Annotated in this window: 14 protein-coding genes; 5 read left to right on the top strand and 9 right to left on the bottom strand. The window is 43.6% G+C overall.

The genetic code is table 11. The features are described from left to right. Window positions 1-19: 19 nt before the first annotated feature. A complete protein-coding gene (locus BSI_RS02905; protein WP_003241497.1) occupies window positions 20-1,243 on the bottom strand; it encodes an MFS transporter in 1,224 nt (407 codons plus the stop codon). A gap of 270 nt (window positions 1,244-1,513) precedes the next feature. Here BSI_RS02905 and BSI_RS02910 point away from each other — a divergent pair, with 270 nt between their 5' ends. The 5 genes from BSI_RS02910 to BSI_RS02930 all read left to right on the top strand — a co-directional run bounded on the left by BSI_RS02910 (window position 1,514) and on the right by BSI_RS02930 (window position 7,493). Continuing rightward, window positions 1,514-2,782 (top strand): aspartate aminotransferase family protein, encoded by a 1,269-nt coding sequence (locus BSI_RS02910; RefSeq protein WP_003241495.1) that lies wholly within the window; start codon window positions 1,514-1,516, stop codon window positions 2,780-2,782. Continuing rightward, window positions 2,779-3,729 (top strand): inositol monophosphatase family protein, encoded by a 951-nt coding sequence (locus BSI_RS02915; protein ID WP_003241493.1) that lies wholly within the window; start codon window positions 2,779-2,781, stop codon window positions 3,727-3,729. Before BSI_RS02910 ends, BSI_RS02915 begins: the two co-directional genes overlap by 4 nt. Continuing rightward, complete coding sequence (locus BSI_RS02920) at window positions 3,704-4,750, top strand: zinc-dependent alcohol dehydrogenase (protein WP_003241489.1); 1,047 nt, start codon at window positions 3,704-3,706, stop codon at window positions 4,748-4,750. Before BSI_RS02915 ends, BSI_RS02920 begins: the two co-directional genes overlap by 26 nt. 240 nt (window positions 4,751-4,990) lie before the next feature. After that, the gene (locus BSI_RS02925) at window positions 4,991-6,427 is read left to right on the top strand and encodes a SulP family inorganic anion transporter (RefSeq protein ID WP_003241487.1); all 1,437 of its coding nucleotides are present in this window, start codon (window positions 4,991-4,993) and stop codon (window positions 6,425-6,427) included. 145 nt (window positions 6,428-6,572) lie between these two features. Beyond that, window positions 6,573-7,493 (top strand): bile acid:sodium symporter family protein, encoded by a 921-nt coding sequence (locus tag BSI_RS02930; protein ID WP_080030901.1) that lies wholly within the window; start codon window positions 6,573-6,575, stop codon window positions 7,491-7,493. A gap of 10 nt (window positions 7,494-7,503) precedes the next feature. Here BSI_RS02930 and BSI_RS02935 read toward each other — a convergent pair whose 3' ends face one another. The 8 genes from BSI_RS02935 to pbp4b all read right to left on the bottom strand — a co-directional run bounded on the left by BSI_RS02935 (window position 7,504) and on the right by pbp4b (window position 17,640). Next, on the bottom strand, window positions 7,504-8,256 hold the full coding sequence (locus BSI_RS02935) for an alpha/beta hydrolase (RefSeq protein ID WP_003241484.1): 753 nt from the start codon (window positions 8,254-8,256) through the stop codon (window positions 7,504-7,506). Next, complete coding sequence (gene feuC / locus BSI_RS02940; protein ID WP_003241482.1) at window positions 8,253-9,263, bottom strand: iron ABC transporter permease FeuC; 1,011 nt, start codon at window positions 9,261-9,263, stop codon at window positions 8,253-8,255. Before feuC ends, BSI_RS02935 begins: the two co-directional genes overlap by 4 nt. Continuing rightward, a complete protein-coding gene (locus tag BSI_RS02945) occupies window positions 9,256-10,260 on the bottom strand; it encodes a FecCD family ABC transporter permease (protein ID WP_003241480.1) in 1,005 nt (334 codons plus the stop codon). Before BSI_RS02945 ends, feuC begins: the two co-directional genes overlap by 8 nt. An 18-nt stretch (window positions 10,261-10,278) precedes the next feature. Continuing rightward, on the bottom strand, window positions 10,279-11,232 hold the full coding sequence (gene feuA / locus BSI_RS02950) for an iron ABC transporter substrate-binding protein FeuA (RefSeq protein ID WP_003241478.1): 954 nt from the start codon (window positions 11,230-11,232) through the stop codon (window positions 10,279-10,281). A gap of 90 nt (window positions 11,233-11,322) precedes the next feature. After that, window positions 11,323-12,912, bottom strand: a complete 1,590-nt coding sequence (gene btr / locus BSI_RS02955; protein WP_003241476.1) for a bacillibactin transport transcriptional regulator Btr — start codon at window positions 12,910-12,912, stop codon at window positions 11,323-11,325. Window positions 12,913-13,100: 188 nt separating this feature from the next. Further along, a complete protein-coding gene (locus BSI_RS02960) occupies window positions 13,101-14,345 on the bottom strand; it encodes an exo-beta-N-acetylmuramidase NamZ family protein (RefSeq protein ID WP_003241472.1) in 1,245 nt (414 codons plus the stop codon). A 13-nt stretch (window positions 14,346-14,358) separates the two neighbouring features. After that, window positions 14,359-16,287, bottom strand: a complete 1,929-nt coding sequence (locus tag BSI_RS02965) for a glycoside hydrolase family 3 protein (RefSeq protein WP_003241470.1) — start codon at window positions 16,285-16,287, stop codon at window positions 14,359-14,361. 27 nt (window positions 16,288-16,314) lie between these two features. Continuing rightward, window positions 16,315-17,640 (bottom strand): penicillin binding protein PBP4B, encoded by a 1,326-nt coding sequence (pbp4b, locus tag BSI_RS02970; protein WP_003241468.1) that lies wholly within the window; start codon window positions 17,638-17,640, stop codon window positions 16,315-16,317. Window positions 17,641-17,663: the final 23 nt, after the last annotated feature.

The following is a 17,663-nucleotide window of genomic DNA, read 5'->3' as shown; positions in this document are numbered from 1 at the left end:
TGAGCTGGGTTTTTTTGTTTTATATCTGTACTGATTTGCTTTCTTCAGTATTCATTTTATTGAGCTTTCTGCTTTTCAAGTTCTCTAATATTTTTAATACTAATACAATCCCCAGCATGATCAACATGAGAGTCGTAAATAACCAAAATGCAGTTTGTACGGGGAACTCATCTAGACTCCATCCGACTGCGATTGGCAGGATAGAACCGCCTAATCCATTGGCAGCGAGCAGCATGCTTGTCGTTTGTTCTGTTTTTCCAGGGTAGAATTGATTGGTGATAATTAAAGCAATGGCAAACATACCAGCCATAAATAACCCTAAGAAGAAACACAGAACAAACCCTGTAAAAGCCGTATTACTAATTGCTAAAATACAAAGTGAAATGAGGCCGCCGATGTTAATCAGCCTGAGATAACGATGATAGGTTAGTTTTTCGGAAACCGGGCCAGTCAGTAAACGGCCAATGATCATGCCGATCCAATATATTGTTACCGTCAATGTTGCTAAGGAGTTAGAGATCTCCCACTTTTCAGCGAAGATGGAAGGGATAAAGTGAACAATCGATACTTCACTGCCTCCATAAAAAAAGAAGTAAGCAGCTGCTAAAGAAATAAACAGTAAGCCATGTTTTCGAAAACTGATAGGTGCTTGTTGTTTACCATTGCCCGAAGTGTTTGTTTGACGGATGAGTAAATCGTCTAAACTGCCAAAACTCATTCGGCTCCAAACAAGCATCAAAAGAAATGAACTTAACCCCAATACAAGAAAGGCCAATGCCCATACATTATTGCTGATTAAGAAACCAGACAGCAACGGCATGAAAAGGGCTCCTAAACCGTACGCTACTTCCATCTTACTCATGGCAATTGCTTGTTTTTCTTTAATTGCTGTTAGGATAATTGTTCCTACACAAGATTCTACGAGTCCGGCGCCAAGTCCAGCCATACTGACAAGAAGAAAAAGCAGAGGCCATGGAGGAAGGAAATAAATAAACAATTCGCAGCTGATCATGGCAAGTCCAATAACAACTACTTTTCTTCGGCCCAATCTCTTTACTGCATAAGGCATTCCCAGTACACCAATTAAAAACCCCATAAATTGCGAAAATACTAATACTCCGCCGTTACTGTAGCTTTGTGCGTAATGGGAAAGCAACTCCGGCAGGACAGCACCAAGGATAACGAGAGTAAAGGCGATTGATCCGTAAGATAAACATCCAATCCACAGTAAACGAGTTTTCATTCATTAATCTCCTTTAATAAAAATAATACTCACCTAGGATTTACATAATAGGACTGGTAGTAAAAATAAGCTTTTTACTCTGTTTGTATTTAGTTTTTTACAATAAACCCATTTATTTCTATCATAACATATGAAGTTTGAATAGAAACCCCCCATGCAAACGTTAACAAATAGTTAACAATTTTTACTATTTATCTAGTTGACATTAATTTCTAGAATTTATACGATGATTAACGAGTTTTACATATTTTAAGAATAGGGGTGTTGGTAGTGGGGACTAAAGAAATTACGAATCCAGACAGTTTGTATTACAAAGTGGATGACGTTGTCATGGAAAGAGGTGAAGGCATCTATTTGTACGATTCAGAGGGCAATGAGTATATTGATTGTGCCTCTGCTACTTTCAACTTAAATTTAGGTTATACCAATAAAGAAGTTATTGATACAGTCAAAGAACAGGCTGACCAGCTGATACACGTCACTTCTTCCTACCAAACCAACGCCGTTAATAAACTAGCTGAAAAACTTGTAGAAATCTCCCCCGACAATCTCACTAAAGTTCACCCTAAGGTTAGCAGCGGCTCTGCTGCGAATGAAGGAGCTATTAAAATGGCTCAAAACTATTCTGGAAAAACAGATGTCATTTCTTTATTCCGAAGCCACCTTGGCCAAACGTATATGATGTCTGCGTTATCCGGAAATTCATTTCGAAGAGAGCCATTCCCCCCTCAGTTTTCTTTTGGCTTACAGGTACCTGACCCCTATTGCAATCGTTGTTTTTACAATCAGAAGCCAGATTCATGCGGAATGCTTTGTGTAGAAAGAATTAATGATTTTATTGAATATGCGAGTAACGGAAAAATTGCCGCGATGATTATTGAACCGATTTCCGGTAACGGAGGAAACATCGTTCCGCCTAAGGAGTACTTTAAGCAATTAAGAAAGCTCTGTGATGAGCATGATATTGCACTTATTTTTGATGAAATTCAAACCGGATTCGGTCGGACAGGCAAGATGTTTGCCGCTGATTACTTTGATGTGAAACCGAATATGATGACTGTTGCAAAAGGATTGGGAGGCACGGGATTCCAGGTTGCCGCCACCCTCACAGAAGAAAAATACATGGGATTAGCCGGCCACAATCACTCATTTACTTATGGATCGAACGTGATGGCCTCGGCAGCTGCTTGTAAGACAATCGAAATCATGCAGCGGCCGGGCTTCTTAGAAAATGTAACAACTGTCGGGAATTACATTATGGATTCCTTAGAGCACATGAAGAAAGAATTCACATTTATTGCTGACGTCAGAGGCGTAGGTTTGATGATCGGTGTTGAAATTGTAAAAGAGAATAATGAGCCTGATGTAGAGCTGACCAATTACATTGCGAAACGGGCTATGGATTATGGGTTAATTTTACGGACTTCCCGTTATGGATTCGGAAATGTATTTAAAATCCGTCCGCCTCTCACGATTACACTTAGTGAGGCTGAGGTGCTTTGTTTCAAACTTCGTAAGCTATTGGAGGATATCAAGTGAAAGAATATATTATAGAGCTTGGAAAATTTGTTTATGAAGAAGTGAAGGGACAGAAAGGAACACTGAAAAACCGGTTAGTTAATGGGTATTCCCCAGGCGGAGATGCACAGTTTAACATTGATGCCGCTGCCGAGAATGCAGTGCTGGAATATGTGAATAGCAAAGAGGAATCAGTTGCGTTTTATACGGAAGATGGCGGCCTGAAGGTATTTGGGGACAATCCTCAATATATTTTGATCGTTGATCCGATTGACGGCACCCGCCCGGCAGCTGCAGGACTTGAAATGTCTTGTATCTCTATCGCATTAGCTGCATACAAGCCTGATGCAAAGATTAAGGATATTGAATTTGCTTTTCTGCTTGAGCTGAAAACAGGTGCCTATATGTACGCGGATGTTTATTCTGAAGGGATTTATTATGAAGGCTATCGTGGCACCCTGCCAAATCTGAGCAAAGTGACAGACATTAAACATATGTTCTGGAGCCTTGAGTTTAATGGGCATCCCGCGCACCTGATGATTGATGCTTACGGTCATTTGATTGATCAGTCAGCGAATAATGGCGGCGTATTTGTTTTCAATAGCGCTTCTTATTCAATCTCCAGGATTATTACAGGGCAGATGGATGCCTATGTGGATATCGGCAATCGTTTATTAAAAGACGATCCTGCGCTGCTGAAAGATTTTCAGGATGTGGGGAATGGGCAGGTCCTGCATCTGTTTCCATATGATATTGCCGCAAGTGTGTTTTTGGCGAAAAAAGCAGGTGTTGTGATTACTGATGCGTATGGAAAGTCCTTGGATGATACACTTCTGACGGATCTTAGCTACAATAACCAGCAGTCATGCATCGCTGCATCAACGAAGGAGCTGCATCAGAAGCTGCTGGATCAAATTCGCTGGGACAGAAAGGAAGAGACATATGAAAGCGTTGGTCTGGACTCCTAATGATCGGCTTGAAATGCAAGAAGTAGAAGAACCTCAAATCAAAAAAATGAACGATGTGAAAGTTAAAATATACGGGACAGGCATCTGCGGAACGGATTTAAATGTTCTAAAAGGAAAGATGCATGCGACTCACAATATGATCCTAGGACACGAATCTGTGGGAGTGGTGACAGAAACAGGGCCTGATGTTAAAAACGTTAAGCCTGGTGATCGCGTGGTAATTGATCCGACTCAGTTTTGCGGGAAGTGTTATTATTGCCGGAAAGGTTTAACTTGTTATTGTGAAACGTTTGAAGACTGGCAGCTGGGATTAGGGGCGCATGGCACTTTTGCCGATTATTACGTAGGCGAGGACCGTTTTATGTATAAAATCCCGGACAATATGGAATGGGAACGAGCCACTTTGATTGAGCCGCTTTCCTGTGTATTAAATGTGATAGAGCGGGCTGCAATAAAACCTGACGATTCTGTACTTGTATTAGGGTCAGGACCGATTGGGCTGCTTGTTCAAATGATGGTGAAAAAACTATCAAGGCTGACCGTTGCGACCGAGATCGGAGAGTATCGGTCAGAAGCGGCACGCCGGATATCTGACTATGTTTATCACCCGCAGGATTTAACGGCAGATGAGGTCAGGCGGATTAACCAAGGAAGAACATTTGATGTGATCTTTGACGCGATCGGCAATCAGCTTGATTGGGCATATCCGTTAATTGACAAGGGCGGAAGGCTTGTGCCGATGGGGTTTGATGATACGTATGAAATGAAAATCAGGCCTTTTCAGCTGCTTTCTAACGGGGTGACGATTGTTGGAACCGGAGAGGCTCGACAAATCATGGAGGATGCGGTATCATGTGCCGCGGACATGCCTCAGCTTTCTGAACTGATTACGGAGAAAACCCCGCTTGAGAACTATGAGGCTGCCATCCAGGAATTGATGGGCATAGATCCGTTGTCAAATGAGAGAAAAGATATTGCCGCAGTTAAAACGATTCTTGTTTCCCATCCGGATATGATATAATGCAGCGATATGGCTCAAACTTAGTTTGAGCCATATTTTTCTTCAGCATTCACCTTGCGTATTTGAATAAAATTTAATATGATACTCTTTGTATAATAACTCCTTGCCTCAATACAATATACTCAACGTTTCCCCTTTTTCTCCGATCGTTTTCCTTTTCACTTTCTCCCGTGAAATAAAGAAAGCTCCCAATACAACAGATACGGTGCGGATTTATTTTTTTAAAAGGAGTCGTTATATTTGAATAATAGTTTTACATTAAAACAGCAATGGTTCGGAAATATCCGAAAAGACATTCTTGCTGGCATTTTAGTTGCATTAGCGTTAATACCTGAAGCGATTGGCTTTTCTATTATAGCCGGTGTTGATCCGATGGTCGGTCTTTACGCTTCATTTTGTATAGCCATTATTATTTCTATTTTTGGCGGCAGACCAGGCATGATTTCAGCTGCGACTGGCTCAATGGCGGTCGTTATGGTGTCGCTGGTTGCTGATCATGGGCTTCAGTATTTATTTGCGGCTACGATTTTGACAGGAATCATTCAGGTGATTTTAGGCATCAGTAAAATAGCTAGATTAATGAAATTCATCCCGCGTTCTGTGATGATCGGGTTTGTGAATGCGCTGGCGATCCTTATCTTCTCTGCGCAGCTCCCTCAGTTTGAAGGTGCTTCTTGGAGCATGTATGCGATGCTTGCCGGGTCGTTGGTTATTATTTATGTGCTGCCGAGGTTTACGACTGCGGTTCCGTCTCCGCTTGTCGCGATTATTGTGATGACGATTATTGCTGTCACTTTCCATGTGGATGTGCGGACGGTCGGGGATATGGGGAATATTTCTAGTTCATTGCCTCATTTCTTAATCCCGGATGTTCCGTTTACCTTTGAAACACTGCAAATCATTTTTCCTTATTCCATCGCTTTAGCGTTTGTCGGGTTGCTAGAATCTTTACTGACAGCACAGATTATTGATGAGATGACGGATACGGATAGTGACAAAAATAAAGAGAGCCGCGGACAGGGAATTGCGAATATCGTGACCGGGTTCTTTGGCGGTATGGCTGGCTGCGCTATGATCGGACAATCTGTCATTAATACGAAAGCGGGCGGACGAGGACGCTTGTCAGCATTTGTTGCCGGTGCATTTCTGATGTTTTTAATTGCGGTGTTAAGTCAGGTTGTAGTGAAAATTCCGATGGCTGCGTTAGTGGCTGTTATGGTGATGGTTTCTGTCGGCACATTTGATTGGTCTTCTATAAAAGGCCTTAAAAAAGCGCCGCTCACCGACTCGATTGTCATGGTTGTGACTGTGATGACGGTTGTTGTGACGGATGACTTATCTAAAGGCGTATTCGTCGGCGTTCTCTTAAGTGCCGTATTCTTTGTGGCAAAAATCTCGAAGCTGAAAATTGTTTCACATGCAGAGGATCAAAAGCTGAGAACGTATCAAGTGAAGGGGCAAATCTTTTTTGCGTCAGTGACTGATCTTACGAATGCGTTTATTTATCAAGAGGATATTGAACGGGTCGTGATTGACTTAACTGAATCTCACGTTTGGGATGATTCAGGAGCGGCAGCGCTTGATAAGATTGTTGCGAAATTTAAAGAACAAGGCATTGAAGCTGAGTTAAAAGGTTTGAACAATGCGAGTAAAGCCCTTATGAAACAGATGACATAAAATAGGGAAGTCCAGATGAACGAGATCTGGGCTTTTTTATATAACATACGGTTGAACAGCATTGATATAATAGAGAGAAGAGAAATTTTAAATAGGGGACTTGCATATGATGCTTCAGAAGCTGAACCGTGTATTGGGGAGAGTGATGCCGCTTTTAACGCCGACTAGTGTGGTGCTGGGCGTGCTGCTGTCTCAGTTTTTAAATGGGTATGAATGGGCTGTGCCTTGGATCTTTGCTTTTATTACGTTTGCAGGCAGTTTGAGCGCTAACTTTCAATCTTTGAGACACGCGTTGTCTCATCCTCTACCTATGATTCTTGCACTATTTGTTCTTCATATTTTTATGCCGCTTTTTGCTTGGGGCAGCGGCCATCTTATTTTTAAAGGCGATCCTTTGACGATCACCGGTTTAACATTGGCTGTTGTGATTCCTACGGGGATTACAAGCTTGATTTGGGCAGCGATGTACAAAGGGAATGTCGGTTTGACGCTTTCAATTATCTTAGTTGATACTGTGCTGTCACCGCTAATCGTACCGCTGAGCCTTTCATTGCTTGCCGGCGCTCAGGTTCATATGGATGTGTGGGGCATGATGAAAGGGCTGATTGTGATGGTCGTGATTCCTTCTTTTCTGGGCATGCTGTTTAATCAGCTGTCATCTCCAGAAAGAACGGCATCTGTGAGCAGTGCGCTGTCTCCTTTTTCAAAGCTTTGCCTGATGGCAGTGATTGCGATTAACAGTTCAGCGATTGCCCCTTATTTCAAAGCGGTTGATTTGAGATTTGTAGGTATAGCTATGACGGTTTTCTTTATCGCGTTAACAGGCTATGCCGCTGCTTGGCTGATCGGAAAAATGATGAAAAGGCGCCAAGAGGAAATTGTCTCTCTCATTTTTACGGGAGGCATGAGAAATATCAGTGCCGGCGCAGTTCTTGCCGTTACGTTCTTCCCGTCTCAGGTTGCCGTTCCCGTTGTCATCGGCATGCTGTTTCAGCAGATACTGGCTGCTTTGTTTGGCTATATGCTGAATCGCTTTGAATTAAAACCTGTATTGCAGAAAGCATGAAAAAAACCGCTCATAGGGTTGAGCGGTTTTTTCCGTATAGCCATTTGAGCGCGATGATGAACTGTTTGCAGAAGTACTTGCGGTGGTGCACCGCCCCTTTTTCAATTGAAAGACACAGTTGCTCTTCAGTGAAGCCTTTTTCTTTTAAACTTTGGTGCACTTGCTTTGTATTCTGCAGCATATTCCGCTGAATGGATTGTTTCTCACGGCCTTCGTCACTGCCGACAGACATAAAAATACGTGAAGTGCCGGGCTTTAAAGAAGATAAATGAACGGTTTCCGGTGCGTTCTCGTACCAGTATGAACCTGAGATAGAGCCTATTTTTCCAAACACCGACGGGTACTTTAATAAGGCGAACATTGAGATGAGGCCGCCTAATGAGGCACCGATCATTCCTCTTGACTGCGGTTCCCTGGTGACGTTCCAGTTTTCTTCGATAAGCGGAATGAACTGGTTCGTTATATCAGACAGATAGTGATATCCCATTCCGCCGAAGTCCGGGAACCGATCACTAAGTGATGCAGCCGGCCAAGGCGTGTATTCATTTAGCCGGTTTTCGGGATCGATACCGATCAGCACGAGTTCAGGCAGCCTTCGCTGTTGAAATGCGCTTTCTAATAATTCGATTTGGTCTTGAAACAAAGAACTGCCATCCTGTACGTAAACAGCAGGAAATGCCCTGCTGCCTGGACTGTAGGAAGGAGGGAGGTACAGCGTGAACCTCCTTTTCCCGGCTTTATGCTCTGAAAGGGATCCGTTCAAGCATTCTCCCCCTTTTTTTGCTTAAAAAGCAGATATAAGAAATAAGGAACACCGAGGATCGCCAAAATGATGCCTGCGGGCACTTCCGCGGGCTGGAAAAACAGTTTTCCGGCAAAGTCTGCGCTTATTACAAGCAGCATGCCGATTAAACCGCTCAGTGGCAGGATGTAGCGGTGTTCGACACCAGCCAGCCTCCGTGAAATATGGGGAGCAATTAAGCCGACAAACGCCATGCTTCCCGCTACGGAGACACAGGCGCTGATGATTGCTACACAGGCAACGAGCAGGATGGTTTTTTCTTTATTTGATGAAATACCGAGGCTTCGGACTGTATCTTCATCAAAACGAATGGTGTCGAGCAAGCGGGACTTGGCGATAAGAATCGGTATAAACAGCAGCATCCATGGGAGAACGGCTGTGATATACGTCCAGTTGGCAGACCAGATGCTTCCGTTTTTCCACACCATGGCCATTTGATAGTCTTGCGGGTCCATTTTTAATGATAAAAACAAAGACAGTGCGCTGAATCCTGAATTGATCGCGATTCCTACCAAAATAATTCTTCCTGAATCTAAATTGCCTCTGTGCCATGCAAATATGTAAATCAGGATCGCTGCAATCAGTCCGCCTATCAAACCGAAAAAAGGCATTCCCATCGCTGCAGCAATGGATGTCACTTCTTTCTGACCCTGGAACAAGAGCATGAATGCAACAATCCCGGCTCCCGCCCCTGCGTTGATTCCGAGAATTCCCGGGTCTGCAAGTCCGTTTCGTGTGATGGCCTGGATGACGGCGCCTGCAATGCCAAGACCAAGTCCGATAATAGCTGCCATGACAACCCGCGGCAGTCTTAAATCGAACAGCAAAATTTCATACTGCGGATTCGGGTCGATATGAAAAAGTGTGGAGAGCAGCTCAGCCGGACGAACAGAAAATGATCCGCTCGTTAAGCTGAAATAGCTGACAACGAGAATCAAAGCGATGAACACGGCATATTTTTTAGCCATTTTGCTCCCCTCCTTTTCGTTTAATCAAATAAAGGAAGAAAGGCACGCCGATAATGGATGTCACGACTTCAATCGGTGTTTCAAACGGATAATTGATAAATCTGCTTGCTACATCACACAGGGTTAAAAAGATTCCGCCCAAAATGCAGGAACACGGAATCAGCCTGCTGTAATCAGAGCCGACGAGAAATCTCGTGATATGCGGAACAACCAATCCGACAAACGCTATTTTTCCGGCCAGCGCTACAGCACTGCCGGTTAAAATGATGACTGAAAGCATCGCCATGATTTTAATGGTTTTTTTCTTTTGCCCCAAACTTTTAGAAATGTCGTCGCCTAATGATACAGCGGTCACCTTTTTGCTGAGAGAAATGGCCATTACGATGCCAATCAGGAAAAACGGAGCGGCTAGCTTCAGGAAATCAGGACTCATTTGATGAAGTCTGGCGCTGTACCAGAAACTGAGATCTTGTGAGATTTGAAAATAAATCGACATGGCGGCTGATAAACTGCTGAGCAGCATGCTTGTGACTGTGCCGATGATGGCAAGCTGCACGGGGGTAAACCCGTTAGGCATCATGGCGGCAAGGCTAAATACTAACACAGCTCCTAACGCTGAGCCGATAAAAGAGTAAATGATCATTTCAAACGAAGACGATTGCGGGAGCAAAACCATACAAAGCGTGATGATAAACGCGGAACCATCTGAAACGCCCATAATGGAGGGCGAAGCTAAATAATTGCGCGTAATGCCTTGCATAAGCGCTCCAGAAACAGCAAGGGCTGCCCCTATGAGCAGAGCGCCGGCAGCCCTTGGAATCCGGGAATGCCATATAATTTGATGGTCTGTGTTTCCCGGATCAAAATGAATAAGAGATGTAAAAACAATATCTGTGCTAAGATGCTTTGCGCCATATAGGATTGAAAGCATCAGCGACAGTGCAATAGCAAATGGAGAAGTAATCAATATGATACGTGTCCACTGTTTTGAATACATAAAAAAACCTACTCTGAATTAGTTTTGTGTCAATTTTTCAGAAGCCGCTTTCAGGAAGCGGACTTTGCTCCAAGCTGTGCCGCCTTGTGCGAGAGGATCTACTGAGTTGACGTACACATGATCTTCTTTGACTGCTTTAAGGCTTTTCCAGATTGGATTTTTCTCTAAATCCTTTAATGCTTCAGGTTTGTCTGCATTTTCATCATCAGAAAATTGGACGAAGATATGGTCAGGATTCATTTCACTTAATTTTTCTAATGAAATCAGCTCTTGCGCTTTTGCAGCTTTTACTTCATTCGGCGCTTTAAGGCCTAAATCACCATAAAGTGTGGAGTTGAAGTACACCTGTTCAGGGTAAATGTAAATGTTGCCTTGTCTGATTCTGATGACAAGCGCTTTTGAATCTTTTGCTTTTTCATTGATTTTTGTTTTTGTTTCTTTTAGATCTTGTTCATAGTCTGCGATGATTTTTTTCGCCTTTTTCTCTTTTCCAGTCAGCTGGGCAAGCAGCATCATGTTTTCTTTCCAGTTTGAAGAGATGTGAGAAACTGGGATCGTCGTGCCGGCTGTGCTTATTTTTTGCAGTGTTTTTTCCGGGAATTTTGTTGAAGCAAGGATGACGTCTGGCTTCATTTCAAGAATCTTTTCAATGTTTGGCTCCATTTTTTCTCCGGTTGCTTCGGCTTTATCAGTGATGTCTTTGAACATTTCAGGGAATTTGCCGGAGAATGAAATCGCGCCTTGCGGATGAACGTCAAGCAGTTTCGCGTCTTCCATCGATTCAACGCTTCCCGTAATGGCAATTTTGTCTGTCGGTACAGTTACTTCATATGTTTTATCAAGGTATTCAATTTTCTTCTTCTCAGATGCTGTGCCGCTTGCCTTGCTGGCAGTCGATTCGTTTTTGCTGCCGCAAGCTGCCGCCGTAAGCACGAGAAGCAAGATTAATAAGGTAAGAGATATCTTTTTCATCTATAGAGCCTCCTGTTCAATTGATAACTATTATCAATTGGAATTATAGAGAATGAACAGATATAACACCATGGACAAATTCCATATTTATCATGGACTATCACCGGATAGTAAAGAAATCGTTTGCTGAACGATCCGTTCGTGCCCGCAAGCTGAGTATTCATTCCACGGGTCAAAGGATAGAAGATAAACACGGTTATTCCGCACCGCGCTTAGGTTTTGCCACGCTTCTGTCTGCTGCAATTGCTGGTAATAAGCAATGGTTTCAGGCTCTTTAAATAGAAAAAGCATCATGCAGTCAGCTTGGCAATTTGCGATATTTTCTAACGAAATCGCTTGCTCTGAAGGCGTGTCTGCCGTTTTTGCCGAGCGAAATCCTAAATCTCCAAAGAAGACTTCGCGGACGCTTCGATTATGTGCCAGGTAAAAGTCTTGCTTATGCAGCCTTAAAAAGAGAAAACGCAGCCCTTCGGCGTGCTGAAGTGTTCTTTTGGCGGCCGCCGTCTGCTGGTCATAAGCCGCGAGCCACTTTTCTGCTTCGGTCTCTTCTTTTAAGAATGAAGCTGTTTGCAGAAAGTGAGTTCTCCAGCTCTCTTCTGAAGGAAGATAAATCACTTCTGCAATGCGATTCAGGTGACTTTGTTCTTCCTGAGAAATCGTATCCATGCTGAAAATGACATCTGGTTCAGCCTGCGATAACATATTCAGGTTTTCTTCCCATTTTTCATTAAACCGGTATGCGCTGAGCTGGACGGGGATATCTGTCGAATAATGCCGATAGTAGTAAGATGTCCATTTTGGGTGCAGCGCGGCCGCAAACGGTATGTGATGAAGAGGGATAAGGTGGCCCATTGTGCCCTTTCCATATGCGGCAATTTTTTTTCGGCGTTTTTTCATATAGCTTGTAGGTGAACAGCCTGTATGTTTTTTAAAGATTCTGCTGAAATAAAATTCATCTTGATAGCCGGTTTGATGAGCGATTTCTTTCAATTTGCAATTTGATCTTGCCATGAGCCGTTTTGCTCTGGTGATTCGCGTTTTTGTGATAAATTCTGTTACGCTTTGACCTGTCCATTTTTTAAAGGTTTCGCTGTAGTGTTTGGCGCTGATTCCTGCCATTTGCGACAGCTGGGCAAGTGTAATTTTTGTATCGGCATGGGTTTCGATGTATTGTTTTGTTTTTTCGATTGCTGAATGTGTATCCGTCTGGTCAGCTGAACTGGCAGTGAAGAGGTCATAAATCAGGCTTTGTACTTCAATCACACATTTTAGCTGTGAAAGCTGAGACGATTCATTCCATAGCGCTGCAAGCTCTTGAAGCCGGGCTGTAAGGTTTTCGATATGTGAAACATTCACAAGCTTCAGTTTGGCTAATTCCGTTTCTGTACATGGTGTTAAGATATCTTGCCCGGTTTCCTTTATGTAGCTTTGAAGCCTGATGAGACAGGCATCTATATGTCCTTCGCCTGCGGGCGTAAAGCCGAAGGTCTCGTGAGGCGGACAAACATAAAGCGTCTTTTTTTGCAGAGGACTGATGTTTGTTCCGATCGAAATATGGCCGTTTCCTTTTAAATGAAAGATCAGCACGTATGAATCGGTTAATTGCTGTTCTGAGAAGAGATCACTTGTTTTTTTTAGATATTCAATTTGTATGGGATGATAAATCACTGTATTTTGCAAGAGTAGACCACCTTTTCAGAAACATTCAATTGATAATCATTTTCAATAAGATTGTACCAAATAAATGAAAGTTTTCCTATATAAAGCGGGTGGGTTTTTGTCATGAAAAAACCCTTACTCAGATGTGAAAGTAAGGGTCTTTTGTTCGGTAAGAATATGTTACACGTGTAACATACGATGCTTACGTCTTAATAGATCAGATATTTTTTTCTAGTTTTGCTGAATTGTTGGAGTGGTTTTTCATAGCTGTCAATGATGTCTTCAATAGAAGCGCCGTTTTTAATTTTTGTCCTGATCCAGCCGTTGCCTGCCAGTTTATCAAATGAACCTGTTGATAGGAACTCAAAATCCTCAGGATAGAGGTCGTGTATTGTTTTAATGAGTGACAGACCTGTTTTTACTGCTTCAAACTTTTCTCTGTCTGTCACATAGAGCTGCACACCGTGGCAAAGTGTTCCTTGATGTTTAGAAAATGTCGGCGTAAAGGAAGCCGCCCTGAATGTCACGCCCGGCAGATTAAGGCTGTTTAATGCTTCTTCAAGTTCTGTGCTTTTGATAAAGGGAGCCCCAATCAATTCGAATGGCTTTGTCGTTCCCCGCCCTTCGGATATATTCGTTCCTTCAATCAGCCCGGTTGCGGGATAAACAAATGTGCTCTCCACCGTCGGCATGTTCGGTGACGGGAGGACGAAAGGCAGTCTGGTGTCGTCAAAATCCATTTTTCGCTTCCAGTGTTTCATTTTCACCACTGTCAAATCGGCATTGATGCCAAATTCCTTGTTGAACAGTAAAGCCAATTCGCCTATAGTCATTCCATGCTTTAACGGAATCGGATACAGTCCGACAAATGAGGCATACTCAGGCTCTAAGACTGGTCCTTCAACATGTGTCCCGCCTTGAGGGTTCGGGCGGTCCAGCACCATAAATGGAATGCCGTTTTCTTTAGCGGCCTCCATTGCGTATGCCATTGTATAAATGTACGTGTAGTAACGGGTCCCGACATCCTGAATGTCAAACATAAGAACATCGACATCTTTCAGCATCTCTAGAGTCGGTTTCTTCGTTTTTCCGTAGAGGCTGTATACAGGAACTCCGGTTTTTTCGTCAATGTAAGAGCCTACTTCGTCTCCCGCCTGAGCGTCGCCGCGAACGCCGTGCTCAGGACCGAATAAAGCTGTCAGCTTGATATCAGGGTTCTCGTAAAGAATATCGACACTGCTTTTCAGAGATGGGTTTACGCCGGTTGGGTTGGTGATCAATCCAATTCGTTTTCCTTTGAGCTGCTTTTTATAATCCGGGAAAAGCGTGTCTATGCCGGTCTGGACTTTAGGTTTTTTAGCCGTTTGATTCCTGGAATCGGGTGATGCTGAGGCAGCTGTTATCGTTCCGAACATCATGAGACCTGTAAGAAAAGCGAATATTGTTTTTCGCATGTGCCCCTCCTTGTTAAAGCCGTTTTCCCGTTTTGATATTTAACCCGTAGCCATATGGGTAAAGGATGTCTCCCGGTTTGGTGACTGATGGAATGTCAACTGGAAGTGTGCCTTTAGGTTTTGCCTGGCCGAATATCGCCATAACTCCGGCCGGAATATTAGGTTGAAGATAACGCCCGTTTGCGTATCCTTTAAAGCCATAGACAGCAATGAGTGCCTTAGCTTCTTCAAAATTGGCGGCATCATATGGGTTGCGCAGGCTCATTAAGACAAATTGTTTGTTGTGCTGCAGTGCGGCTTTCATCATAGCTCTCGGAAAGACGGTGGCCCATTTGCTTGAATCTGATATGCTGTCGTCGATGACACCGTCGTTGACGACAGGATCATTTTTCACGACGTAGGAGCCAGTAATGATATAATCAGCCTCTTTTACTTGTTTTTCATGCTCGGCATTAAATACTTGGTTGGCAAAATTGACTTTGCTGAGGGACACGGGTTTGATTTTCTTTCGCTTGATGAGATCGCGAATGGTTTGTTCAATCGAAGCAGTTTGTTCTTCGTAAGGCGCGACAATTAAGATTCGGCTGTCTTTTTTAGGTTTGAACGGCAAGGTGTGCTGTTCATTTTTTAATACGGTCACTGCTTTTTCAGCTATTTTTTTCTCGGCTTTCAGGTGACGCTTGCTTCCTACGATTTTCTGGGCTTTCGCTATTTTTTCTTTTAGGCTGTCGTCATTTCGAGCTGGATACATACCGCGTTTTATTTTCAGGGAAATGATTCGTTCAACCGATTTGTTGATTTGATGTACAGGAATGTCTCCGTTTTTCACGGCTTCTTTTAAGGCTTGAATAACACGTGCGAATTTCTGTTCTTCTTTCAGTGAAGTAACTGAGGCAGGCATTAATGCAATATCGACGCCGGCTTTTATAGCCATGACTACCGCATCTTCCTGGCCAAAGTGATCTGCAATTGCTTTCATATTGAGAGCATCGGTAACGATGATGCCATCAAAGCCCATTTCCTGACGAAGAAGACCTGTCATCACTTTTTTCGAGAGTGTAGCCGGAACCAAAACGTCCGATCCATCGAGTTTGCTTTTGTATGTGGTGTCATCAAAGGCAGGAAATTGAACGTGAGCTGTCATCACCATATCAGCACCGGCATCAATTGCTCTTTGAAAAGGATAGAGTTCGACCTCACGAAGCCTTTCTTGATTATGGGAAACGAGCGGCAGTCCGTAATGGCTGTCAACATCCGTGTCTCCATGTCCCGGGAAATGTTTGAGGGCAGAGGCGATATCTTGCCGCTGCAAACCCTTCATCGTATATAAACCGAGTCGTGCTGTCAGTTCTCGATTGGAGCTGAATGACCGTACGCCGATTACTGGATTATCAGGATTATTATTAATGTCCATAACAGGGCTGAAATCTGTATTAATGCCTAAGGCAGAAAGCTCCTTCCCAATAATGGTGCCGGTCTGATAGGCATTGATTCTGCTTCTGGCTGCGCCCAGCGCCATATTCCCTGGGAAATTAGTGCCCTCCCCTAATCTCGTTACGATGCCGCCTTCCTGGTCAATACTCAGGATCAGCGGGATTTTAGGGCTCGCCTTTTGGTAAGCGTCTGTCAGCTGTACAGTTTGCTTTGTTATTTTTACATTTTCTGCAAAAAGAATGACGCCCCCGAATTGATATTTTTTGATGAGACCGGCGACTTCCTCATTCATTTCTGTAAAGGCTTGCGGAGAGGACTCGCCCTCCTTTTGCCAATTTCTGAAATCGGGCATCAGCATCTGGCCGAGTTTTTCATCTAATGTCATGCGATTGACAATCTGCTTGGCGTCGGCTGAGCCACTGGATGAAGTGGCTTTTGTCTGACTGGCGCCGAGAAAACATGAAAGAAAGAGAACGGCTGAAAGGATAAGCGGAAAGACAGGTTTCATAGAAACTTCCTCCTATCGTTGAATCATTCATTCCATCGCTTCATAAATCGCGGTAATGACGCTCCCATAACTGCCTGTTGGAAATTGGTCACCCTCAAACACATTTGGATTTTCCTCTGGATCAGCTACTGGTGAATGCTTTTTATTTGTTAACAATGCGATGCCTAAATTGTAGGTTGGATCAATGACGGTAACTGTCCCTGTCCAGCCAGTATGCCCGTAAGCCTTTTCACTGGCATAAGGGCCAAACATCCATTCCATGCTTTTACTTCCGTTTCGCCGCCAGCCAAATGCGAATGTCGGATCTGTTGCTGAAGGTGCTGTAAATAGGTCGGCTGTTTTTTGATCAAATAAAGAAACGCTGCGGTGTGATCCTTTGTTTAACATGACTTGCAGCAGAATGGCCATATCATCAGCATTTGAGAACAATCCGGCATGGCCGGACACGCCGCCCATTGAGTAAAACGCTTTTTCGTCATGAACTTCTCCTTGCAGCGTGTTTGTGCGGATGTTAGGGAAATGAATAACGCCGTCGCGCGTATTGCCCATACGTTCAGTAGCTGCGAACTGCTTTGGTTTAAAGCCTTTTTGCAGCGGATTGTACAAGGTATGTCTCAGTCCCAGCGGCTTGTAAAGTTCTTGCTCCGTGTAGATATCAAGCGGTTTACCGGTGAGTTTTTCGACAATACAGCCGAGGAGCATATATCCGATGTCACTGTATACGTGTTTTGTCCCTGTTTCATAATCGAGCGGGATTTTTGTCAAATATTCAATCGTTTTGTCCCGATCCTGAGAATAGTACATGCCGCCTTTTTCCGGCGTGTAAAAGTAAAAGCTTGAGGGGAGCCCGGACTGGTGCTGGAGAACATCGATGACACGAATCTTGTTTTTTCCTTTAATAAGGTCTCCCGGCTGATCTTTGAAATCAGGCAAATATGCAGAAACCTTTTCATAGACGTCGAGTTTTCCTTGGCTGACTAAGCGCTGCAATGCAAAATTAGTTGCGTACATTTTCGTATTAGAGGCTAAGTCAAACATCGTGCGGGTTTTCATTTTTACCGGACGGCGCAGCAGTTCTGATCCTTCGTACTTTTTACTGTAGCCGTATGCTTCTTTTTTTATGATGCGGCCATCCTTCACGACGACAAGAACGGCGCCTGGAAATCCTGCTGCAATATCCCGTTCAATCATCTGATCAACCTTCCTTAGTTTCTTCGACGAGAATTGTGCAGTTTCTGCATTTATGGTTTTCGGCTCAACTTGGTAATCTGCTGTTTGCGCGAAGGTTTCATTTGGCGTCAATATAGATAGGATTAAAATGGCACTGAGTAAGGACAATGTTTTAGTTTTCACAGGCTTGCTCCTTTCCGTGCTTC

Source organism: Bacillus inaquosorum KCTC 13429, assembly GCF_000332645.1.
GTDB classification, from domain to species: Bacteria; Bacillota; Bacilli; order Bacillales; family Bacillaceae; genus Bacillus; species Bacillus inaquosorum.
The sequence above is the reverse complement of the archived record's forward strand: the minus strand, read 5'-3'. Positions and strand labels throughout refer to the sequence as shown.